The 22,791-nt window shown below is 68.0% G+C and carries 17 protein-coding genes and 1 pseudogene; 15 read left to right on the forward strand and 3 right to left on the reverse strand.

Annotated elements, in window-relative coordinates:
* The first annotated feature begins 228 nt into the window (after positions 1-228).
* From G3I19_RS37210 to G3I19_RS02295, 3 genes are all read left to right on the forward strand, one after another.
* A complete protein-coding gene (locus G3I19_RS37210; RefSeq protein ID WP_239073908.1) occupies positions 229-522 on the forward strand; it encodes a mobilization protein in 294 nt (97 codons plus the stop codon).
* On the forward strand, positions 519-2,261 hold the full coding sequence (locus G3I19_RS02290; protein ID WP_164258873.1) for a relaxase/mobilization nuclease domain-containing protein: 1,743 nt from the start codon (positions 519-521) through the stop codon (positions 2,259-2,261). The genes G3I19_RS37210 and G3I19_RS02290 overlap by 4 nt, the downstream gene beginning before the upstream one ends.
* 108 nt (positions 2,262-2,369) lie before the next feature.
* Positions 2,370-2,750 (forward strand): hypothetical protein, encoded by a 381-nt coding sequence (locus tag G3I19_RS02295; RefSeq protein ID WP_164258875.1) that lies wholly within the window; start codon positions 2,370-2,372, stop codon positions 2,748-2,750.
* A gap of 259 nt (positions 2,751-3,009) precedes the next feature.
* Here the strand turns inward: G3I19_RS02295 and G3I19_RS02300 are convergent, their stop codons facing one another.
* Positions 3,010-3,828: a DUF317 domain-containing protein gene (locus G3I19_RS02300; protein WP_164258982.1), complete on the reverse strand. Its 819-nt coding sequence runs from the start codon at positions 3,826-3,828 to the stop codon at positions 3,010-3,012.
* 367 nt (positions 3,829-4,195) lie between these two features.
* Here G3I19_RS02300 and G3I19_RS02305 point away from each other — a divergent pair, with 367 nt between their 5' ends.
* The 3 genes and pseudogenes from G3I19_RS02305 to G3I19_RS02315 all read left to right on the forward strand — a co-directional run bounded on the left by G3I19_RS02305 (position 4,196) and on the right by G3I19_RS02315 (position 10,731).
* Entirely contained in the window at positions 4,196-8,776 is a 4,581-nt protein-coding gene (locus G3I19_RS02305; RefSeq protein WP_164258876.1) for an AAA family ATPase, read from the forward strand.
* A complete protein-coding gene (locus tag G3I19_RS02310; RefSeq protein WP_343234957.1) occupies positions 8,773-9,639 on the forward strand; it encodes a serine peptidase in 867 nt (288 codons plus the stop codon). The genes G3I19_RS02305 and G3I19_RS02310 overlap by 4 nt, the downstream gene beginning before the upstream one ends.
* Positions 9,640-10,018: 379 nt before the next feature.
* Positions 10,019-10,731: pseudogene (locus G3I19_RS02315) on the forward strand (nucleotidyltransferase domain-containing protein).
* Positions 10,732-10,891: 160 nt separating this feature from the next.
* Here the strand turns inward: G3I19_RS02315 and G3I19_RS02320 are convergent.
* Both G3I19_RS02320 and G3I19_RS02325 read right to left on the reverse strand, forming a co-directional pair.
* Entirely contained in the window at positions 10,892-11,845 is a 954-nt protein-coding gene (locus G3I19_RS02320) for an FAD-dependent oxidoreductase (protein ID WP_164258879.1), read from the reverse strand.
* Positions 11,846-11,855: 10 nt separating this feature from the next.
* Positions 11,856-13,301: a transcriptional regulator gene (locus G3I19_RS02325; protein ID WP_164258881.1), complete on the reverse strand. Its 1,446-nt coding sequence runs from the start codon at positions 13,299-13,301 to the stop codon at positions 11,856-11,858.
* A gap of 202 nt (positions 13,302-13,503) precedes the next feature.
* Here G3I19_RS02325 and G3I19_RS02330 point away from each other — a divergent pair, with 202 nt between their 5' ends.
* Genes G3I19_RS02330 through G3I19_RS02370 form a run of 9 tightly spaced genes read left to right on the forward strand, consistent with a single transcriptional unit; the run spans position 13,504 to position 22,783 of the window.
* Positions 13,504-14,031, forward strand: coding sequence for an ATP-binding protein (locus G3I19_RS02330; RefSeq protein ID WP_164258883.1), 528 nt, complete (start codon positions 13,504-13,506; stop codon positions 14,029-14,031).
* Between the two features lie 44 nt (positions 14,032-14,075).
* Complete coding sequence (locus tag G3I19_RS02335; protein ID WP_164258884.1) at positions 14,076-15,386, forward strand: glycosyltransferase family 4 protein; 1,311 nt, start codon at positions 14,076-14,078, stop codon at positions 15,384-15,386.
* Positions 15,383-16,381 carry a D-2-hydroxyacid dehydrogenase gene (locus G3I19_RS02340; protein ID WP_164258886.1) on the forward strand — a complete coding sequence of 333 codons (999 nt, stop codon included), beginning with the start codon at positions 15,383-15,385 and terminating at the stop codon, positions 16,379-16,381. The genes G3I19_RS02335 and G3I19_RS02340 overlap by 4 nt, the downstream gene beginning before the upstream one ends.
* 3 nt (positions 16,382-16,384) lie before the next feature.
* The gene (locus G3I19_RS02345; protein WP_164258888.1) at positions 16,385-17,497 is read left to right on the forward strand and encodes a radical SAM protein; all 1,113 of its coding nucleotides are present in this window, start codon (positions 16,385-16,387) and stop codon (positions 17,495-17,497) included.
* Complete coding sequence (locus G3I19_RS02350) at positions 17,497-18,615, forward strand: hypothetical protein (protein WP_164258890.1); 1,119 nt, start codon at positions 17,497-17,499, stop codon at positions 18,613-18,615. The genes G3I19_RS02345 and G3I19_RS02350 overlap by 1 nt, the downstream gene beginning before the upstream one ends.
* A 16-nt stretch (positions 18,616-18,631) precedes the next feature.
* The gene (locus G3I19_RS02355) at positions 18,632-19,429 is read left to right on the forward strand and encodes a radical SAM protein (protein ID WP_164258892.1); all 798 of its coding nucleotides are present in this window, start codon (positions 18,632-18,634) and stop codon (positions 19,427-19,429) included.
* 23 nt (positions 19,430-19,452) lie between these two features.
* Positions 19,453-21,177 carry a carbamoyltransferase C-terminal domain-containing protein gene (locus G3I19_RS02360; RefSeq protein WP_164258894.1) on the forward strand — a complete coding sequence of 575 codons (1,725 nt, stop codon included), beginning with the start codon at positions 19,453-19,455 and terminating at the stop codon, positions 21,175-21,177.
* Between the two features lie 5 nt (positions 21,178-21,182).
* Complete coding sequence (locus G3I19_RS02365) at positions 21,183-21,797, forward strand: HD domain-containing protein (protein WP_164258896.1); 615 nt, start codon at positions 21,183-21,185, stop codon at positions 21,795-21,797.
* Entirely contained in the window at positions 21,794-22,783 is a 990-nt protein-coding gene (locus G3I19_RS02370; protein WP_164258898.1) for a glycosyltransferase, read from the forward strand. The genes G3I19_RS02365 and G3I19_RS02370 overlap by 4 nt, the downstream gene beginning before the upstream one ends.
* The last annotated feature ends 8 nt before the right edge of the window (positions 22,784-22,791 follow it).

Genomic DNA, 22,791 nt, shown 5'->3' on the forward strand with positions numbered 1-22,791 from the left:
GCGTCCGAACCCGACCCCGCCCCAGGGGTGGCGGGGCCCGACCAGCGCCAGGGGGCGCCGGACGGGAGGGCTGCGACCGAGGGCGGTTCGCAGCCAAGTAAGGCCGGTCACACGCGCCTGACCAAGGGGAAACCCCGCCCGCGCGACAAGAAGCAGCGCCCCGCCCACAGCGTCCGACTCAACGAACGCGAACGCACCCTCATCCAGGCCAGCGCCGATGCCGTCGGCATGAGTATCGCCGGATTCCTCGCCCACTCCGCGCTCGCCGCCGCCCGCGACCAGACCCGCACCGCCGCCACCATCGCCGCCGACCAAGACGTCCTCACCGAGCTCTTCGCCACCAGCCGCAAGCTCGGCTGGGCCGGCAGCAACCTCAACCAGATGACCAAGACCCTCAACTCGGGCGGCGACATCGACAGCGCCCGCATCAAGGAAACCCTCACTTACGTCCGCCGCGCGGCCACCGCCACCGAGGCAGCCGTCGAGCGGATCAACAACCAGCAGACAGACGAGACCACTTGATTCCCAGCATCCACAAGCAAGGCCGCAGCACCCGCGGCCTGCTCAACTACCTCTACGGCAAGGGCACCCGCGAAGAGCACGTCGACCCGCGCCTTGTCGCCTCCTTCGACTACATGGCGCCTGACCCCGGCCGCGACCCCTCCGCGACGAAGGAAGACCTCCAGCGGCTTCTCGACCAGCCACTGCACCTCCTCGACGAAGGCCAGCGACCCGACCAGCACGTGTGGCACTGCTCCGTCCGCGCGGCACGCACCGACCGCATCCTGAGCGACGAGGAGTGGGGCGCCATCGCCCGCCGCATCGTGGCCGCCACCGGCATCGACTCCGGTGGCGTAGACGACGCCGGGTGCCGGTGGGCCGCCGTCCGTCACGCCGACGACCACATCCACATCATCGCCACCCTCGTACGCGAGGACGGCCGCCGCCCCAATCACCACCGCTCCGGCCAGCGCGCCCAAGCCGAAGCCCGTCTCATCGAAGCCGACTACGACCTGCACCGCGTTACCCCCGGCGACGGCACCACAGCCAAACGCCCCACCAGCGCCGAGCGCCACAAAGCCGAACGCCAAGGGCGAGAGCGCACGGTGCGGGAGGAGCTGCGCGAGACCGTGCGCGGCGCGTCGGCCGGGGCCGCCTCCACAGATGAGTTCTTCGACCGTCTGGCCGCCGACGGCCTTCTGATCCGCAAGCGGATCGCACCCTCGGGCGACCTGCTCGGCTACAAGGTCGCACTGCCTGGTGACCTCAACAAGGACGACGAGCCGGTCTTCTATGCCGGCTCCACCCTCGCACCCGACCTTTCCCTGCCCCGTATCCGCGAACGCTGGTCCCTCCAAGCAGAGGCGGTCTCCGAGGGCGGTTCCGAGCCGGTGCAGCCCGCCCTGCCGCAGGTGACCCATCCCGCGTTCGCTCGGCGCCGGGCTGCGGCTGCCAGCTGGCAGGCCCTACTGATCATCGACCACGGCGACGACGGCATGGCGGCAGCACAGATCGCCGCAGCGAGTGAGGTCCTGGACGCGCTCGCCAAGACCTCTGCCGCGCACACCCGTGCGGAACTGCGGGAGGCGGCCAACGCGTTCGAGCGGGCCGGCCGCTCCCATGTCCGCGCCGTACGCGGGCATGACCACGCTCTGCGGCAGGCCGCACACGATCTCGTCCACAGTGGCCCCGCACTCGGCCGCGGCGAAGACGGAGCCACCACGGCGATGGTCATCGACATGGCCATCTTCCTCGCCATCGCCGCAGCGAACTGGCACGCCAAAAGGCACCACAGCCAGCAGGCAGCCGCAGCCCAGCAAGCCGCCGAACACCTACGCACCGCCTACCAGGCTGCTGCGGCCCACCCCATCGCCGCCCTCCGCCAGCGAGGCCAGCGGATGGCACCGCGTATTCGAGAGCGGCAAGCCGATCTCCTGCACCAGGCACTGCCAGAGTTCGCCGAACGGATCCAGGCCGAGCCCGGCTGGCCCGCCCTGGCCGTCACCCTCACCGACGCCCGCCAAGCGGGCCACGACCCCGGCGCACTGCTCGCCGACGCCGCCCGGCGACGCGAGCTCGCCAGCGCCGACTCCATCAGCGATGTCCTCGTCTGGCGCCTACGCCGCAGCGCCCACCTGCCCTCAGCGGCACCCGAAAGCCTCCAGACCGCAGGCGCCCGAGACGGCCGGCACATCCCGACACCGGCCTCCGCCACACCGCCCGCGGCTCAGGCGTCGAACCACTCCAGCCGCAGGCACTGACCCGGGGAAACGGGCGCAACATAGCCGACGATCGCCGGTTAGCCCAACCGGCGATTCTCCAGACGATTGATGCTCCCCACCCAATCCCACAAGGAGCGTCACACCCGTATGACCGCAACCTCATCCCGACCCGACATCATCGCCCTCCTCGCCGACGCGGACTTCAAGTACCGAGCCGACACCAACACGTGGAGCCATCGCGATGGACGGCCGTTCAGCAAGGAGGAACAGGATCATGTCCTCACAGCGACTCGCAGCGAGTTCCTCGATTTTGACGCGCAGTTCAAGCGCTTCGTGAAGCACCGGCAGGCATGGGCTGACGCCTCGGAAGCACTGCAGCGCTTCCTCGCCCCGTTCATGCAGCAGCTCACCGTGAAGAACCTCGGCAACGCCCACGAGCTCATGAGCGAAGAGGACCGGACGGAGTTCAACCGCCTGCTCGGCCTCGTAGCCACACCCCCGCGCCCCTTCACCGCCAACACCTACTGACGAAGGGCCGCGTCGTTGTTCGACCAGGGCGAGGAATCGGCCTGGCCGGCGTGTCTGCCAGCCTCAGCGATCGGAGCGACGAGAGATCAGATAGGCACCGTCGCTCAGCGGTGCCAACAAGTTGGGTGTAGCCCCCAGTGCTGACACGGTTCCGCCCCAGCAACCACGGGGTCCGCTACACACAAGACCTGCTAGAGCACCACAAAGCCGGGCCTCCCAGACGGGAGGCCCGGCTTCGTTACGCGGAGTGGGGCGCTTCTCAGTTGGCGGGGGCACACAGGAGCTGGTCCCGCGTACTTTCCGGCAGCACCCGGCGCAGTACCGGTGCCGTGGAGCTGAGCGAGGAGGCGAACGCGGCGACCAAACGGTGCGGCACGCTCGCGCTGAATGAGGCGGCCCACAGGTACGGAGCCCCCATTGCAGGCTCAGCCCACGCCTGCCAGCCGATCGCCACCTGCCCGTCTCCCTCGGCGGTCAGGACGCTGGGGTCGGCATCCTGAATGAGGGGCGGCACCTCGCCGAGGCTGAGGCGGGCGGTGAAGGTGGGGTGCATCGCCGCCGCGTGGGGCTGGTCGGCGTCCCGGAGCCAACCGTTCCCGGCGGCCGTAGCGAGCACCAGTTCGGGACCGTCGTACAAGGTGGTGGGCTGACTGCATTGGTCGAGCGCCAGGAGAAACTCGGTTATGACCTCTCCCGGTACGCCTGGGGTGAAGTAGGCGGACCAGTCCGCGAGCGAACTGGTGGTGTCCGAGCGGGCCGAGACCTGCCACGCGACCGGCAGGCCACCAAGGTGGAACGGCTCGTCCGCCAGCACCCACTGTGCCCATCGAAGAGCGTCGGGACTGATGTGCAGGACGGTGCTGCGCACCACCTGGTGATCTCCCAGCTCATCGAAGTCTCGCCGTCCTCGCACGGCTGTCAGACTCGTCCAGCCCAGACCTGCGAGGCTGTCCGCGACGACATCGCAGAGACGACCGTCATCGTCGGCCAGGTGTCGGGGGCTGACCCAGTACGCGGGAAGAGCGCCAGCCGCGAAAGAGGGATCGAACGGGTAGCGCGGATTCAGGAGTGCCTCCAAGAGCCGGGTTCGGGTGTACTGGGCGCCGGCAACGTGGCGCGGCAGCGCCTGGACGGGAGCCTGCCGGTTCATAGCGACGGCGACCTCGGGCGGCAGGCGCCCGAGCCCGCTGTCGGCGTCGCGCCGCCAGCTAGGTAGACGAGTGAAGAAGCTGCGGCCAGAGGGAGCCGCAGGCGCACCGATCAGCGCTCTGACCTGGGGTTCTGGCGGGTCGTCTACGTTGACATCTCTGTGCCCTCGCTGGCCAGTCTTTCGCGGCTCTTTCCTGTCTGCCCCCGGCGAACTGGTGTCCTTCGTCATCCAATCGAGTCGTTTGATAGCAAATGCAGTCGTCTGGGCTTTCTGACAGTGAATCTCGTCGTGAGGGGTGACCAGCCTCGATCCCGATAGCCTGGAGACCGACGCGTACGGGCACGGGGGGATGATGGTTCGAGCACTTTTGCTCGGGGTTGGGACCTTTGAGAGCGTGGTCAACGGCGAGTGGAACCCCATGTCGGAGGGGTTCCGTCCGCTGCCGTCGGTTGAACCGCAGGTGCGTGAACTCGCCGCGGTGCTTTCGCGCTTCGACGGGCTGAACGTCGGTGAACCGGTGATCAACGCGGATCGGGTCAGCACTGAGGAGAGCTGGCGGCAACTACGGCACGATTCGGCGAGTCGGCCGCGTATCGTTCACTTTGCTGGTCACGGGGCTCTTCGCCGCCGGGTCTTGTACTTGCCCGTGCACGACAGCCGTCCGACCGACCTCCCGGAGTCGGCGATCGATGTAGGTCGATGGCTGAACGAGGTCGAGCACGGATCCAACCAGTCTCCTGTCCTGTTCCTGCTCGATGTTTGTGGTGCAGGGGCCGCGACGGACTATCAGCTGTTCCAGGACGTCCCCGAGGGCGATCGTAGGACCTGGGTGATCGCGGCCTGCACGGCGGACGAGAGCGCCTTTGACGCACGGTTCACCAAGGCCACGGCCCAAGCGTTTGAGCGGCTCCGTTTGGGACACTGGGACATTTCTCCGACTTTGTCCCACGTGCCGGTGGAGGCTGTCGCCGACGAGATCGCACGGGAGCTGGTCCGCCTCGGTGAGGGATATCCGCAGACCGTGGTGCACTCGCCGCGCCGAGCCGCCTCGTTGCCAGTACCGGAGTTCTTCGCCAATCCGGCGTTCAGTACAGACGGCTGGCAACGTCTTCGGAGCCGACTGCGATTTGCAGTCCGGGAACTAGCGACGGAGTTCGACCCCGGTCTGGACCCGGTCCACTTCCTCACCCGGGCGTCCGGCCGCCTGGACGATGCGGCTGCGATCATGGCCTGCCTATTCACTGGGCGAACCCGTGAGCTGGCCCAGATTCGCTCCTGGCTGGCGAGCGACGAAACCCTGTTGCTGGTCACCGGAAGCCCTGGGGTCGGAAAGTCGGCACTGCTGGGGGTAACGGTCTTCCTGTCGCACAACCAGCTCGCCGAGCTGAGCGCCGGGCTGGTTGGCCGCATTCCTGCTCAGTTCCGCCCGGAGCGTCGTTACCCGACTCTTGTCGCGGTCCATGCCCGGCACCGGAGCATGGCCGAGGTGCTTGCTTCGATCATGGCCCAACTGACTCCCGAGGACACGGAGCCGGCCGCCGCTAGCTGTGAGCCAGTTCTCGACCAGCTCAAACGCATCGCCCAGGACCTACCAGAACCGGTAATACTCATCCTCGATGCCGTTGACGAAGCCCTGGAGAGCGACCGCATCACCCGCGATCTGCTACCCGAGCTCCTGTGCACGCTCCGCCCCGACGGTCGCCCCGCCTTCCGAGCACTCGTAGGAATGCGCCCGCCGCAGACGGACAGCCAGCGGTTCTGGCGAGCGCCTGGCCCCCGCGGGGTGGTGCTTAACCTGGACACCTCTTCCAGCATCGAGACCCTTGCGAACGACCTCACAACCTACATCGCCGACATCCTGTACAGCGCACCCGGCTACAGCGACCAGGCCCTCCGCGAGTCCGTAGCCCGTGCGGTTGCCACTCCGATTGCTCATAGCCGCGGGCGCAGCACCTTCCTCATCGCAGCACTCTTCGCCGACTTCCTGCGGGCCGGTGCACCCCTGGAACCTGCCGAGGCGGTCGCCCGGCTGCCGCAGACGCTGCCGCACCTACTCGAACTGCACTTGCGGACCACGCTGGACGGTGACCCGTGGATGCGGCACGTAATGGTGGGGCTGGCACAAGCGCGGGGTCAGGGTATGCCACTGGAGCTTGTGGCGGCAGCGGCCACCGCTGCCGCCATGGCCGCAGGTCAAGGGCTTCGCCCCCTGACACCGGGTGAGGCCCGCGAGAAGCTGGCCACCGCCCGTTTCTATCTACGGACGAACATCGACTCGGACGGGCGTCAGCTCTACCGGTTCTTCCACGAGACGATCACCGAACACTTCCGTGACGCCGGGGCCGAACTCGACGGGCTCACCGACAAGCTCTTCCACGAGCTACTGTCGGCTGTCCCCGGATGGTGGGGTGCGGAGGGGCCTCGGTGGGACCTCGGTGCACCCTATCTGCTACGACACCTTATGGATCATGCCGCCGCTGTGCCGGGCGGTTCCGCAGTCGACCAGATGTTCCTGCACCCGGAGTACCTAGTCCGCGCCGACCGCAACAGCATCTGGGGAGCCGTTCACAGGACGCAAGCGCCCACGGCGCGGCGAGCCGGAGCCGCTTACCACAAGGCATTCGGTCGTGGCAGCCTCTTTGGAGAGGACGGATTGCTGGAGACACGGCGTGCGAGGCTTCAGCAGAGCCTTGTGACCTACCGGGCGGCCGGACTGGCGCGCCATCTTCAAGACGAACAGGCAGTGCTCTGCACGCGCTGGAGTACGGGCTTGCCTGAGGAGTCCCTGCTGCACGTCATCACCAAGGACGAGTTGGGCACCACGGTGTCGGCCCTGGCCCTGGGAGCTGCCCATCGACGGCTCTTCGCTGTGTTCGGCGGCACCGACGGCTCCCTCCAAGCGTGGGACATCGCACCGCGCCGAACCGGCGCCGTCCTCCGGTATTCCTCGACGCACTGGAAAGACAGACATGCCATCACTCACATGGTGATCATGGATCTGGAGGAGCGGGCGGTCATTGCCATGGTGACTGACCAGAACGTACTGCGACTGCACGATCTCGCCACGGGTGCGCTCGTTGCCGACGCGTACCTCGACGGCGCCGGGATCTCTGCCTTGGCGGTCGCCGACACTGGGGACGAAACCGTCCTTGTAGTTGGTCGGGTCAATGGTGACATCAGCCAGATCGGCCTGCTGGATGAGTCGTTCGGCAAGACCCTGGACACCGTCAACGCCGGGAACACCGCCATCTCCTCGATACTCGCAGTGGAGGCTGCGGACGGTTCCCTCGCGATCCACTATGTTTGCGCCGCACCTCAAGATGACGGGCCGAGGGTGCTGCGCAAACTGGACGGGCGGCCCGTCTGCCTCACATCGGCCGGCGAGCTCCAAGCAGTGCGGATCCAGCGCACCAACGAGCCGGCCCCGCTGTTCTCCCTCGTCGCCTACACCGCCAGCATGTACGCGGTCCGGGCGAACGGTGACACCGTCCAGGTCGTCACGCGCCCAGAGGACAGAAGGCTGGCGCTAGGGGATATCCGCCGCATCGACCGCTTTCAGCTCGCGCTGACCGCCCATCGCGACGGCAACATGCGAGTGTGGGACCTTGACGTTTGCCCACGCTTCGGTCACGGCCAAAACCATTGGCACCCCGCCACAATGCTGGGCACCATCCGGATCGGCGGCTCGGAGATCGCACTCAGCGCCGAACTCGAGTCCGGCACGATCAAGGCTTGGGACCTGAACACCGGCTCCGAGGATCGAGAATTGACCGACCTGGGCAGGCTCAGACATGCCGCCACCGTGACGGCCAGCGACGCGTCCTACATCGTCACGGTGACCGCGGAGAATGAGCTCGACACCTGGAATGTCCGTGAGGATGCACTGGAATCGACGGTCTGCCTCCCCGCCCCGGCCACCGCGTTGGCCGCTGTGGCGCACGGCGATTCGGTGTGGGCCGTGGTCGGCGGTGCCGACGGCAGTATCCATGTCTGGGACACGATCAAGGGATCGCCTTCCCATCTCCTCGCCAACGTGGAAGGGCCGGTCACAGAGCTGGTCGCAGGCGCCGTTGGCGGCGAGTCGCTCCTGATCAGCGTCCACAATGAACACAGAGTTCATCTCTGGTCGATGGCTGACAGCACCCTGCGGCAAGCGATCACGCTGGACCGGATCGGAGCGGTCGCAATGCAGGGCGAGCGCCTTTTCGCTGCTGAGCAATCGTCGGACGACGATCAGGTGCGGGTCTGGGACCTTGTGACTGCCTCGCTCGTGGGTTCCGTCCCGGTGGCCGACCCGCGGGTGATGGCTGTCAGCCAAGTGAACGGCAGGCCGGTACTCGTGGCCGCTGTCAGCGAGGCGGAGGTACAGGCGTGGGATGTCGAATCCGGCGATCCCCTTGGACCGCCGGCCCCAGTCCCGGATCGAGTACACACGATCGCCCCCTACGAGAACGGCGTGCTGGTAGGCAGCAAGGCCGGCCATGTCACGGCCCTCGGCTGGACCTGCTCCGCAACGGCGCCGGGGCTCCGTCCGACGCGGCCGACCGTCCGCGTCACCCACGTCCTGGCATGGTTGCCGGGCGAACTGCTATGTGGCGATGCCCGCGCAGACGGATGGGAGTTGCACACCGTCGACGAATGGGAGAGAGGACTGCCGCCTTCGTCCGGCCTGGTCTGCAACCGCTCCATCGCTGCGACGACTGCCCAACTCTACGATGCTCTCGTCGACGTACTGACGCCCGATGGATTTGAGGTCGTTCGACTGGAGGCACACATGTACGAGATCAGCAAGGTCGACGGCGTGACCGCCGGCGGTCCGTGGCGATTTCCGGCGTACTCCGTTCACTGTTACTCGGAGGAAGGATCAGAGCAGTGACGATCGTCGCAGTGCACGGTATTGGCAACCACCTGAACGGACGCTCGCCGGAACAGGCAGCCACCGAACTAGCAGGGCAGTGGCGGCCCAAACTTCAGCATGGCTTCACGGCCGCCGGACTGGGCGCCTCCCAACTCCCCGCCCTCCACGTCGCGTACTACGCTCATCACACCCACGGCGGGGAGCGGCAGGCTGTCGTGCCGGATGTGCTTGCCATCGATGAACGAGAACAGTCCGTGGTCATCGCCTGGGCGCTGGCTTTGGGTTCGCCCACCCTCCAGGAACGGCAGGGACTGATTACTGCACCGCTGCGGCAGGTCCTGTCCTGGGTTTCCCGACGCCGCAACATCCCCATCGGGACGGTCATCCGGCTCGCCGTCCAGCTGGCCGGCGAGGTCCGCCGCTACCTCCACGTTCCGCAGGTACGGGATGCCGCCCGATCCGCCGTAGCCGAGTCGATCCGACGGGTGCGCCCCCGCGTGGTGCTGGCGCACTCCCTCGGCTCCGTCGTCGCGTACGAGGCCCTCCATGCACACCCCGAACTGACCGTGGACTGCTTCGTAACCCTGGGCTCTCCCCTGGGCCTGCCAGGCGGGATCTTTGATCACCTGGTGCCCGCACCCATCGCCGATCGGGGCGCCCGACCTGCCGGGGTCGGATACTGGGTGAACCTCGCCGACACAGGTGACCTTGTGGCGATTCCCCGCCGGCTCGGCGACCGATTCCCCGTTGACCAGCACGCCGACACCCCGATTGGCCGTATCGACTTCCACACCCTCGGAGCGTACTTGTCCTCCCCGCTCACCGCTGCAGCGATTACTCCCTTCGTCCTCAACTCGACAACATCGGACCAGATCGTGTGAGACTCTCGTCGGTCTGCGTCTTCAACGATGTAGCGTCGCGGGCAACGCTCCTGCATGCAGGAGCGTGCTCACCTCGCACGACTGGGTTCGCTGTCAAACGACTACATTCCATGTCAGAGGACAACTGGGACGCAGGCGACGCTCGTACGTCGCCGGAGGCGCCGCATAGGGGCCATCAACCCCATCCCGCGTCAATGTCAGCGCAGACGGAGGCCAAGGCCACAACCCGAGGCCATTCGCCGACTTCTCGCCCCCAGGCACGTGTCCGCTGGCCTGGAGACATGCCAGAAGGAGCAGCAGTCGGTCCCTGGGGACAGCCCTGCCGTATCCCCATAGAAACCCGGTGCGCACGACAGACAGAGTGCTGAATAGTTGCTGCATGGATGCGATCGACGCCGCACGTGCCGCTATCAAGGAGCACCACCCTGATGCCCGGGCCGCCTTCCTCGGAGGCAGCGTCGTGACGGACCGCCGCACGGCGATGTCGGACCTCGACATCGTGGTGCTGCTTCATGGACCCCCAGCCCCGTACCGGGCAAGCGTCCAGCACGGTGAGTGGCCCGTGGAGATGTTCGTGCACACCGAGGCAACGTGGCACGCATTCGTCGAACGGGAAGTACGAAAGCGCAGATCACCGCTGCTCTGGATGTGCGCCGACGGAATCCTGCTCTTCGACCACGACGGGGTCGGCGCCTACGTCGCCGCTGAGGCCCGGAAGCTGACCGCGGCGGGACCGCCCACGGTGTCGGCAGAAGAGATCGATGATCGCCGCTATGCGATCACTGACCTTCTCGACGACCTTGCGGGGAGCGAAGATCAGAGCGAACGGTTGTTCATTGCCACCGAATTGGTGCGACGCACCAGCGAGTTGGCGAGTTGGCGCTGACCGTCGGCGGATCTTGGAACGGAGGCGGGAAGTGGCTGGCGCGCCGTCTTGAGACCACGGCGCCGGGACTCAGCATGCGCCTTCACGACGGCCTCCGTGACGTACTGGCGAGGCGGATTGAGCCACTCGTGGAAGTCGTGGACGAAGTGCTGGAGCAGGCCGGCGGTCGGCTGTGGGTCGGCTATAAGCGCGGTGGCACTCCGTGAACGAAGTCGCCGTGGAGGGGGCCACCTTGCGGCCAACCTTGAGGTACAGCTCGACTCTGTCGAGCGCGCCTGCCGCACCAACCACTTTACCGAGCGCCTGCTGGACGGAAACCTCCGTGAGCTGAGTACTGCTCTCCGTCTGGCAGCCGTAGACCCCGAGTCAGTTCAGAGCAAGCAAATCCCGAACCTCCTCGGCGCACCCCCACGACAGAGTGACACCGGCACCCCCGTGACCGTAGTTGTGCACGACCAGCGCACCGCCCTCCCCTCGCTCCGCCTCCACGCAGACCGTGGCACGGGTGGGCCTAGCGCCGATCCGGTGCTCCAGAACACGGGCGCGGGCGAGGCGGGGTTCGACCTTGGCGCATCGAGCCAGAATGCCGGCCGCCGCCTTGTCGTCTGGGGTGAGGCTGCCTTCGCCGTCGATAGCTGTGCCGCCCAGGACGACGGTCTCTCCATGCGGGTAGAAGCACAGCAGATCCGGTGACGTACCGGTGTCCTCGGAAAAGAATTCGGTGAGCCCCGGGTTGGTGACCACTACGTGCTGGCCGCGGATCGGCCGCAGTTCTGGATCCAGGACTAGGCCGCGGGCCCCCATGCCCGCGCAGTTGACGATCACGGTGGCCGGACCGACATCCGCGAACGAGGCCAGACGTCGCTGCTCAACCGTGCTGCCCGCTGCATGCAGCCGGCGCAGGAGGTAGTCGAGATATGCGGGCATGTCGATCAGCGGCACTGTGAACCGGTACCCGGCGGTGAACCCGGTCGGAAGTTCGGTCGGCTCGCACGGCCGGAACCCCGGCAGGGTGGTAGCCCAGTCCGGTGGAGACTCGGCCATACGCGATGCCTCGATGCCGCTGGTGAGCCGGACACCTGTGGCCTCGTCCTCGGCCAGCTCCCGGAATACCTCCAGGGACCTCTGCCCCCATCGGTCGACCTTGTCCTTCGGCTCCACCAGGTACGGGCCCCACATCGCCCCGGCGGCCAGCGAGGTGGCACCGGGCACCTGCTCGGCGATCACTCGCACCAATGCCCCGGCCTCGGCGAGAACGACGGCGGAGGTCAGTCCTGCCACCCCAGCCCCGACAACGACAACGCGCTCCCCTGCGTTCATGATCTCGACATTAACGGCCGGGTGGCGGCGATGGAGCATGTCGGGCGAGTGCGTCTTCGAGGACCGGGAGGAAGCTGCGGACGTGTGGGTTGCGCTGGCGGCGGCGGAGGTCCGCGGCAAGCTGGTGCAGTAGGGCGGCGCTCCTCGGTGAACGCACGACGTCAAGGCGATCAGCCGCGATCTGTCCGATCTCGCAGGCCGCCTCCAGGTCTCCGTGAGCGCTGTGCCCCAAGGCCAGCCAGGCACCCTCGAACATGGCCCTACGTTGGCTGGGATCGCCACGCGAAACGTCGTATGCCCCGGACCGGAGCATCTCGGTCCCCTGCGCGATGAATCGTCGGGCCTTCGTGCCGCCATCCGCCTTCTGCCGCGCGCGCCCCATCTGGATGAAGCCGTAGCCGGCCTGGCAGTCCAGGTGGTTGTCGGTCAGGAAGTACATCCAACGGGGCTCCTCCTGGCTGCCGTCACGACTTGCGATCAGTTCTCGGGCAGAGCCACGGGTATGCGCGAAGTCGTTGTCACGGCCGGCGGCAGCATACGCGTAGGCGAGCCGGGAAAGGACGGATGCCCGGGCGGCGGGCGGAGCGGCTTCGCTGGCACGGCGGGCAGCCTCGCCGAGGGCAATTGCGTCCGCTGGGTGTCCTCGGCTCGCTGCCTGGAAGGAGAGGTCGCCCAGGATGTGGGCGCACAGGGGCAGGTCGTTGGCCTGATGCGCGGCTCTCAGCGCCGTGGCGAAGTAGCGCTGCGCTAGGCCGTGATCGGCGGCGTCGAAGGCCATCCAGCCGGCCAGCTGGCCGATCTCCGCGAGCGCGCGGATAAGCCTGCTCGTCACGACGGGCGAGTGACCACCATCGTGGATGAGTAGCCCCACCGCACGGAACTGTGCACCTACGTATGGGAGATGTCGCGCTCCTCCGTGCTCGTCGTCAAGCAACTGGAGCATGGACAGGTGCTGCTCGACCTGGTCGACAAGTGGATCGACGCCGTTCGACGGAGCTATCCGGGGCGCGTACTGGCCTCGCCCGGCCGTTCCGTCAAGGTACTGGGCGACGATCGCGAGGAGTCCCGCGCCTGAAATCGCGAGGAATCGGCGCCGGTCGACGAGCCCTCCCATCACCCAGTCCTCCACGATCGCCTCCATGCCCTGCACGGTCCAGGGCCGTGCGAGATCCGTGTCCGCAGGGACGAGAGCCGAGGAGTCGCCCGCGCGGCCTTGCCACAGTTCGGCCACCGAGATGGCTCTGCCCAACTCCTGGGAAAGCACGTAGGCAGCCATCATCGGTAACGGCGAACGCGGAAGGGAACCGCCGTCCCTCCAGTGGTACGGCGCCGACTCGGCGACGGTGCCCGCTCCGAACACCCTGTTGAGCTTGCGAGCAAGCGCCTTGGGGCTCCATCCGAGTTCGTCGAGGCAGCCCGACAGCACTGCGTTCGGTCCCCCTGCCTGCTGTGCCACGTGCGACCACCTCGCGTCCCAGGGGCTCGTCGACCGCTTCGCGCTCCCCATGGTGGGGCAGGCAGCTGCCGAATCTCTTGCCTATCAAGGAAGTTGACCGAGTTGACCGACTGATCGGGTGCTGCGCGACCAGCCTCCTCCGGTGTTCTTGAGTCACGGCGGAAGGCGCCGCCTTCGACGCCGGCGGAGAAAGAGGTGGGCTTTGAGAAACCACACGAGCACCTCCCGAGACCGGCCGGGCAGTGTGCTGGAGCACGCCACCAGGCGACCGGTCTCCGCGCCCTCACACGGGTACGCCGATGGCGGCGATACGACCACGCTGATCACGGACCTGCCATACGGGCCGAGGGCGGCCGCGGTCGCTCGGGAAGCCGTCGCTGTGGCGCTCCTCGGCACCGAGGCGGACCTGCTCGACGACGCCCGACTGATCGGGTCGGAACTCGCAACGAATGCGTTCGCCTCAGGAAACCCGCCTCTGGTCCTGTGCGTGGACCGCAGGAGCCCGGTCGTCGGTGGCCTGGAGGTCGAGATCACCGTGACCGACGGTGGCTGCCTTCGACCCGCGCCTACCTCTCACCCAGCGCCCGAGGAGCAGGCCGAATCGGGGCGGGGCCTGGTCCTCGTCGAGGCACTGGCCGACGCCTGGTCCCTGACGACCGGCGCCGACGGCACCCGCGCCTGGTGCCGTCTGACGCGCGCGCCCAGCTCTTCGCCTGCGAGAACGCTCTGATGCCCGCGCCTGCAAGATCCTGTCTTCGAAGGAGGCACCAAACGGTGCGCATCGACCATGCGACCCCACCGTCCCCGTCCGCTGAAGCGCCGACGGCCGTTCGCCATCCGCGCGTAGTCGTCGCCCTTCACGAGGGCCTGTACGGCGCCGAGTCGGGCACCGGCTTCAGTAACCGTGCCTTCCTCACGGCGCTCACCCGCCTCCTGCCGACGGGCCGCCTCTCCGTGATCTCCCCACCCATCTCTGAAACAGCGGTCGCGCACGATTTGCGGTGGAGCCGCGAGGTCCAGCTGATGCTGGACGAGGCGGAGGCCGAGGTGATCACGATTCCCGAGGTCCAGATGCCCCCGGATTCGGTCCGCGGCTCCACGCACCTGTGCGCCCTGGCGGGGAAGGCTGCCGCACGCGTCGCCGATCGCACGAGCCGCTGTCTGCTCGTCGGCCTCGACGTTCCCTTCCTCGGCCTCGCGGCTTACACGCCACCGACCACAGACCTGCTGGTCATCCCCCGCTCCGCAGCGGCCCTGACGCGGCCTGGAGACCTGTCCCGAATCCGCTGGGAACGTGAGGCCCTGCGGGCGGCGACCGCCCAGCGCGGTCGTATCGGGGCCATCTCCACCCACATGCGAAACCACCTCGTCACGAACTGTGCCATCCCGCAGGCGCACATCGTGAACATCCCGAACGGGCTGATCCGAGAGGAGATGGCCAGGCCGACGCATGTTCGGCCCCTGCCCTTCAAGGCCCGAGCCGGCTTCCTGCTTGCGCTGGGGCGCGCGGTGCCCAGCAAGGGGTTCGAAGACCTCCTGGAGGCGCTGCACGTTCTGAAGGAACGAGGGGTCCGCCTGCCACACCTACTCCTGGCGGCCGTCACGTCAGGTGAACACGAGCACCTGAGCTCGTACCAGAGGCACCTGGCAGCAGGTATCCGCACCTACGGCTTGGACGCGACGCTGATCACCCGCTTCACCCCCTCCATCCGCTCCTGGCTGCACAGCCCCGCGCTGCACGCGGTCGTCGTTCCCTCGCGCGAGGAGCCCTTCGGACGGATACCTCTGGAGGCGTTTGCGGCGGGGGCGGGGCCGGTCGTCGCGACCAGCGCCGGCGGACTGGCCCAGACCGTCATCGAAGGCGAGACCGGATTCACCGCCGCACCCAGGGACTCCCAGTCTCTGGCGTCCGCCCTGCACCGAGCCCTGACCGCCCTGCCCCGAGAACGCGAGCGGCTCCGGAACGCCGGTGCGGCTCTGGTGCGTTCACGCCACGACTACGAGGCCAACATCGGCTCCGCCATCGGCCGCATCGCCCCCTGGGCTCTGGCTCCGTCGCCCACCGGGGAAAGCAGGGGCCGGTGACCCGGCCGGTGGTGCTCATCAACCTGGAATCCCCGCACTCGTTCTGGCGGTTGTCCGCCGAGCACAAGCGTTCCCTTCGTGCTTCTTTCCCGGGCGTGGATTTCCGTACGGCCGCCGAGGAGGACGTGCCGTACCGGCTGGCGGAAACCAGCATCTACTTCGGCTGGCGGTTCGAACCCTCCTGGCTGGCCGGCGCACCGCATCTGAACTGGATCGCATCCCCGGCCGCCGGCACCGACCATCTGCCCGTCACCGAGGCGCACTCCGCCGGGGTGGCCCTGACCCGCTCGTACGGGTTCCACGGCCGTCCCATGGCCGAGCACGCCATGGGGCTGATCCTGGGCTTCTCTCGCGGGTTGTTCACGAGCCAGCGCGTTCAGCGAAACCGGAGCTGGTGGAAGGACGACCTCGCCGAGGAGTTCTTCGACCTGGCCGGGTCGACGATGACCATCGTCGGCTGCGGCAGCATCGGAGGCCACCTCGCCCGCACCGCCCGCGCCTTCGGTATGGACGTGATCGGAGTACGCCGGACGCCGCCTGTGGCAGCGAGGGACGGGATCACCTGGATGCACGCCTCGGCGGTGCACCAGGCCGTCGCCATCGCCGACGTGGTGGTCGACCTGCTGCCGACCACCCGGGCCACGAACCATCTCTTCGACCACGCCCTCTTCACGGCCTGCAAGCCGGGAGCCATCTTCCTCAACCTCGGCCGTGCGACAACCGTCGACCAGTCGGCCCTCCTGGCCGCCCTCCATACCGGCCACCTGCGGGGCGCCGCGCTGGACGTATCCGACCCGAGACCCCTGCCCGCTCGCCATCCGCTGCGGCTCCACCCCCGGGTCGTCCTCACGCCGAAGAGCTCGACGCTCTGCCACACGTACATGAACGAGGCGGTCGCGTTCTTCGCCGAGAACCTGCGCCGATTCCTTGCTGGCCAGCCGCTCAACGGCCTGGCCGAAATACCCGACGCCCATTCCCCCCTCGCAGGAGGCTGACCCATGCCCACCACCCGCCACCGTGACCTGACCGCAGCCTTCGCGGCCACCGGCCGCAACCACCCCTACCTGGCCTTCACCCTGAACTCGTTGTGCAACCTGGACTGCGTGTTCTGCAAGCCCCGCTGCATGCCGGACTACGGGCACAAAGACCGCCCCCTGACCACCGCCGACTACGCGGCCATCGCCGCCGAGGCCGGGATTTGGAACATCCGGAAGGCGCACTGCTCCGGCGGCGAACCGACCCTGCGGGCGGACATCCTCGACGTGATCGAGGGCCTCGCCGACGGCCTCGGCCCCGACGCCGCGATCGGCATGACGAGCCACGGCAACCTACGCCGCGGCCTGAGCGTGGAGAAGCTGCACCGCGCCGGACTGACGTACCTCAACCTCAGCCTCCACAGCCTCGACCCGAAGCGATCCGCCACGATCATGGGCGGCGGCGACCCGCGCACGACTATGCGCACCCTCGACAACGCCCTCTCCCTCGGAATGCGGGTGAAGATCAACTGCGTCCTCCAGCGCACCTACCTCGACGACGCCTTCGCCGTGGCCGAGCTGGCCCGCGACCTACCTGTCGCCGTCCGTCTGATCGAACTCCAGAACATCGGGCCCGCACAGGCGCTGTTCGACACCGAGTTCATCAACGAGGCGGACGTCCGCAATCGTCTCCACGAATGGTTCGCGGGTGCGGGGGAGGTCTCTCGTGAACAGCTCGGGGTCCGTAGCCCCGGGCAGTACCTCCGTCCCGACGGCTGGGCAGGCTCGATCGGCTTCATCTCCAACTCCAGCTGTGCCACATGCTCCGACGCCAATCGCATCAAGATCACGCCCACTGGTGTGGCCCGCCCCTGCATCCTCCACAACCGTGACATCCCCCTGAAGCCCCACCTCGCCGACAGCACCCTCGGAGATGCCTTCGCCCATCTCTTCCAGGCCATGCTCGACCGCAACACGAACGACGCCTGGCAGGGCTTCCATTACGTCGACTACGACCTTCGCTGGGACCGGATGGAGCGTCCCGAGGGCACCCCGGTCCTGCTGCCTCTCCTCCCCGTCCTCCCCTCGGACGCGGCCCAGCCGTCGTGCACCCGATCCTCCACCGGGGAGCGGTGATGGTCGCGGCCGAAGCACCGCCTCTCTACCCGGGTCTCGGAACGCTGTACGAACACGAGCTGGACGCCCACGGGGTCGGGGCCGTGATGCTCACGCACAAGTGGCAGCCGGCCGATCTGCTGGCTCCCCACTCCGACATCGACGTGCGTGTCCTCCTTCCCGAGGCACCCGCGAACTGGGAGGAGTGGAATCACCGTCTGGCCGCCGCGCACAAGTCCGCGGTCCGCCGGGAGGTCTCCCACGGGCGGCTTCTGGAGCATCCTCCCGGGTTCGCATTCACCGTGCCCGAAGCGGACGGACGGCTCGTCTGCGCACCTGAGCTCGCGACCTGGTCGCTGATCAGCGGTAGCGCCCGGGACTTCCAACGCTGGAGGTCCCGGGCCCAGATGGCCCCCTGGTGCGAGATCGACGAACGCTTCTACCGGGCAATTCTCCAGTCGCGGCTCGGAGGCCGGTACCAGCTCGCGGCGGACAGTACGGACAACGTGGTCGAGGACATCACTGCGTACCGGCGTCACTGCGTGGCCTGGCACTACCTCGCCCCCTGCTGGTTCGCCGCCGCCGCACTCGCGACACGGACGCGCTGTCCCGGCAAGACCGCCGCGCTCACCCAGTGGCGCCCGGACGGGCTGGACGCGTACGCCGAGCTGTTTCTCCGGCACTCCGAAGACGGACCCAACGGGCGACTCCGCAGCCCGCGCCACCTGCTCCGCGCGGCACACGTCTCCCTGGAAGCGGCCATGCGCCGCATTCCGCAGGCAAGCCACCCTCCTGACCAGGGCAAGGATTCCGCTGCAACCGACTGGGCAATGACCGCCGGAATGCTCCGCGTACGTGTCGCCCGCTGGCTGTACTACCTCGATCCGCCGCCCGGTGTCGCGACCGAGTACCTGATACGGCGGGAGGCAAAGGAACTTCGTTCCGCCGCACAGACCCTGAACGCGCTCGCGGAGGACGGGGCAACTCCCGCCCAACGCCTGGCCGCCCGAATGGCCGGGCTGATCCCCGCCGGACCGACGACTCCCGACACCCTGCGCACCACCCTCGCGCTCTGGCACCGGCAGAAGTCCACGGTGCAGGAATTCCTGAGCCTCCCGCCCAGTGCCATCCACCCCTGACACAAGGAGCCCCGCCATGCCCGCGCGTGCGTCCCAGCCCCGCGCCCTGAAGACGGCGAAGATCAAGATCACGACGAAATGCAACCGTTCCTGCGACTTCTGTATCTTCGCCGACGGCGCCCAAGGCGAGAACATGGCCCCAGAGCTGTTCTCCACCATCCTGACCCGGCTGGAGACCATCCCTTTCCAGCAGTTGCACATCAACGGCGGCGAACCCACCGTGCACCGGGACTTCCCCGCTCTCAGCGAAGCCGCCCGGACACGCCTGCCGGACAAGGTCATGGTTCTGGGCACGAACGCCATCACGCTGGCCCGCAACCAGCGGATCATGGAGGCCACGCTCCGCTCGTACGACCAGATCCTCATCGGCTGCGACGACGAGCACGAGAACTACGCCGAAGTGCACGCCGTCGTGCCCCGTCTCCGCGAAGCCGGCAAGACCGTGGTCGTCAACAGCGTGCTGGAAGGCATCAGTTCCTCCCGTCTCGTGGAGCTCGCGAGGCTGTGCGACACGTACGGCGCAATCCACGTCACCAACCACGTGCACCACGTCGACGTCGGCCAGCCGGCGAACGAGCTGCGCGGCATCTGCGACCGCTATCTCGACCAGCACCTGATGATCGAGATGGACGGCTCCTGCTACCGCTGCTTCAACGCCATGGCGAAGGACGACAGCGAGTTCAGCATCTGGGACGAGGACCTCGCGGCCAAGGTGTTCGCCCCCCGAGGCCATCACTTCCGGTTCTGCCTTCGCTGCCACGAGTACACCGACTCGGGCGCCGCTCTCCTGCCTGCCCGCATTCCGACCGCATGACTCCAGACCGGAGGTACACGACCATGCCCGCAGTCCTCGGGCTGAACTTCCACCACGACACCGCCGCCGCCTTGATCGTCGACGGCCGCCTCTACGCGGCAGAAGAGGAACGCTGGAGCGGCGTCAAGCACAACCACCCCACCCGCAAGGGCACGCTCGCCGCACCGGTCCGTGCCCTTCAGTGGTGCCTGGAGGCCGCCGGCATCGAACCGCAAGACGTCGACGCCGTCTGGGCCGCCTCCATGCGCCCCAACCCCGCAGCCGGCTGGTGGCTCACCGAGGAGCGGGACGAACTCGCCGCTCTCTTACCTGCCCCGCTCGGTAACCATCTCCGCCTTCTCTCCCACCACACCGCCCATGTGCTCTCCGGGTACCTGCTCTCCGGACACGACCACGCGGCGGGCCTCGTCATTGACGCCGGCGGCTCCTCCCTCGGCTCCGACTTCGGTCCGGGGCGGGAACGCATCACCGGCTACGACCTGCGGCCGGATCGCATCGACCGCGTCCACCAGAGCATGCCGACCGTGGTTCCCGGCCCTGTCGGACCTCGGCGCGTTCACTCCTCCCTCGGGCACTTCTACCGAAACCTGGCCCGCCGAGTGATCCCGCCGGGCGACGAACCCGAGGGCAGCATGATGGCGCTTGCCGCGTTCGGCGACCCCCAGCGTTACGGTTCGCAGATCCGCGAGCTCGTACGGCTCGGCGACGACGGCGAGGTCCGGATCGGCCATCCCTGGGGCTCGGCGGACAGCAGCACACCGCTGCTGCTCCGTGGCCGCGTCTGGACCGCTGACAACGTCGCAGAGCAAACCGACGCGGAACGGGCCGACCTGGCCGCCGCAGTTCAGGATGTCTTCTCCGAGTCGGTCATCCACATCGCACGCCATCTGCAACGGCTCACGAGAGCCTCGGCGCTGGTGTTCTCGGGTGGGTGCGCCCTGAACTCCCACCTCAACTGCCGGCTGGCCGATGACAGCGGCTTCGACACCCTCTTCGTGGCACCGGCACCACACGACGCGGGGACCGCTGTGGGCGCCGCCTTGTACGCCTGGCACTACCAGCTCGGGCAGGAATGTCTCCAGGTGCCGACCGACGCGGCCTGGGGCCCTAACCCGGGCACTCTCAAAGCGGGTGCGATGCCATCCGGGTACCGCGCTCTGACCGGCCTGGGGGCGGACCTGGCACCGGCGGCGGCAGCGCTGCTCGCTCAGCACCGCATTGTCGGCTGGGTGCAGGGAGCGCTCGAATTCGGGCCCAGGGCCCTCGGGCACCGCTCGGTCCTCGCCCACCCGGGCCACGCCGCCACGCGGGATCGACTCAACGCGATCAAGCAACGAGCTACGTACCGCCCGTTCGCCCCGGCCGTCCTCGCCGAGCACGCCACGGAGTGGTTCATGTCGACGGGCGACCCCTTCATGAACCGCGTCGCCCACGTCCGCCGGTGCCGAGCCGACCGCATAGCCGCGGTCACCCACCACGACGGCACCGCGCGCGTCCAATCCGTGGCCACAGACCACCAGGGCCTGCACGAACTCCTCCAGCGGTTCCACGAGCACACCGGCCTGCCGCTGCTGTTGAACACCTCCTTCAACCTCAAAGGCACGCCGATCCTGCGATCCGCCGAGCAGGCCGTACAGGCGGCAGCCGGCCTCGGGCTCGACGCCCTCGCCGTCGGAGACACCCTCCTGATCGCCGACCACGTCCTCGACCCCCGGGCTCTACCCCAGCCATCCTTACGAGAGGGGTGACGGAAATGGCCGTTGCCAATCTGCCTCACATCCTGACCACACTCGCCACCAGCACATGGGCCGTCGGGGACCGTTCCCGCGCCCGTGTGGCTGCCGGTCTGGCCCTCGCGATCTACGCCGGGCACACCCGAGATCAGGGCACCCCGTACGTCCAGCATCCGCTCGCCGTCGTCACGGTTCTGCGGTCCGAGCTCGGCGTCACACAGCCCGAAACCCTCCTCCTCGGCCTTTTGCACGACGCCCTGGAGGTCGATCCGGGCTCAGAGGCTCTCGTCACCCACCAGCTGGGGGCACCCTTCGCTGAACGCCTACGCGCGATGACGCCCGACCATCGGCTCGAACGCCGGCCCAAGGTTCCAGGCGACGAGAACCGATGGCGCGTGAAGACAGGGGCCCTCCCCGCGGAGGAGCTCCTGGTACGGCTGGCCGACCGTATCCACAACCTGCGCGACCTGGCCGCCTCGCCGAACCACGAACGCCGGCGGAAGTTCGTACGGAACCTCACGGACTTCCACCTCCCCCTGGCCGCCGCCGCACGCCGCCTCAACCCTCACCTGGAAGCCGCGCACACGCTGCTCAACGCCGAGTACATCCACCACCAACAGGAGATACGCCCGTGAGACGGATCGTGTACTCGATGGAGCCGGTCGGTCGGACCGGCGGCCGGGTCTACCTCCGGATGCTTCACAAGGCGACCGCCGACGATGTCGAGTGGCGGACGGTTCCGGACCACAAGCGCACGTACCGCGTCCGTCGCTGGCGGAAAATCCGCCACCTCGCCCGACTGGTCCCGACCGTCCGGGCGCTGAGTTCCGCCGCCACCGGCACCTTCGTGTGGGACGACCTCAGCCTGCTGCTCTTCACACCGGAGATGCGGGCCCGCACGGTGTTCCTCCTGCACCACTACGAGCCGTTGCAGCACGACTCCACTCCCGTGGAGGCCATGCTCTGGGAACGGCTGTTCCGGGTGCTGCCCCAGTGTGCGGCCGTGGTGTGCGTATCCCCGTACTGGGCTGACTTCCTCCGGTCCCGCGGTGTCCACAACGTACGGGTGATCTACAACGCCTTCGACATGACCGAGATCGAACGGGCACGCGACCTCGACCGGGCCGAGTGCCGCGCCGAATTCGACCTGGCCGCGGACACGATCGGCGTGTACGCGGGCAAGGCCGTCCACTGGAAGGGCACCGCGGAGGTCGCGGAGGCCCTGGCCGGCGCACCCGGGCTTCAAGTGATCACCAGCGGCAGCAACACCATCGGCTTCGGCGGTACGCACTACGACGTGGAGCGCGAGCGATACCTGCGGCTGCTTCGGGCATGCGACGTCGGCGTCTTCCTGCCCCGGATGCGGGAGGGCTGGAGCCGCTGCGCAGCCGAGGCACTGCTGCTCGGCCTGCCCTGCCTGATCCGACCGGTCGCGGGCCTCGGCGATCTCGCGGCCCTGACGGGCCAGCCGGCGCCAGACCTCGACCGTCTGTCGACGCAGGTCCGGGAACACGCTACGGCGCGCCGAACCGAAGCCAAGGCCGCGTACGAGGCCCTGGCCCGGTTCGACCTGCACTACTTCGGAAACGCCTGGGGCGACCTTCTCGCGCAGGTCGCCTGACCGGGGCC

Source organism: Streptomyces sp. SID10853, assembly GCF_010548145.1.
In the GTDB taxonomy this organism is placed as follows: domain Bacteria; phylum Actinomycetota; class Actinomycetes; order Streptomycetales; family Streptomycetaceae; genus Streptomyces.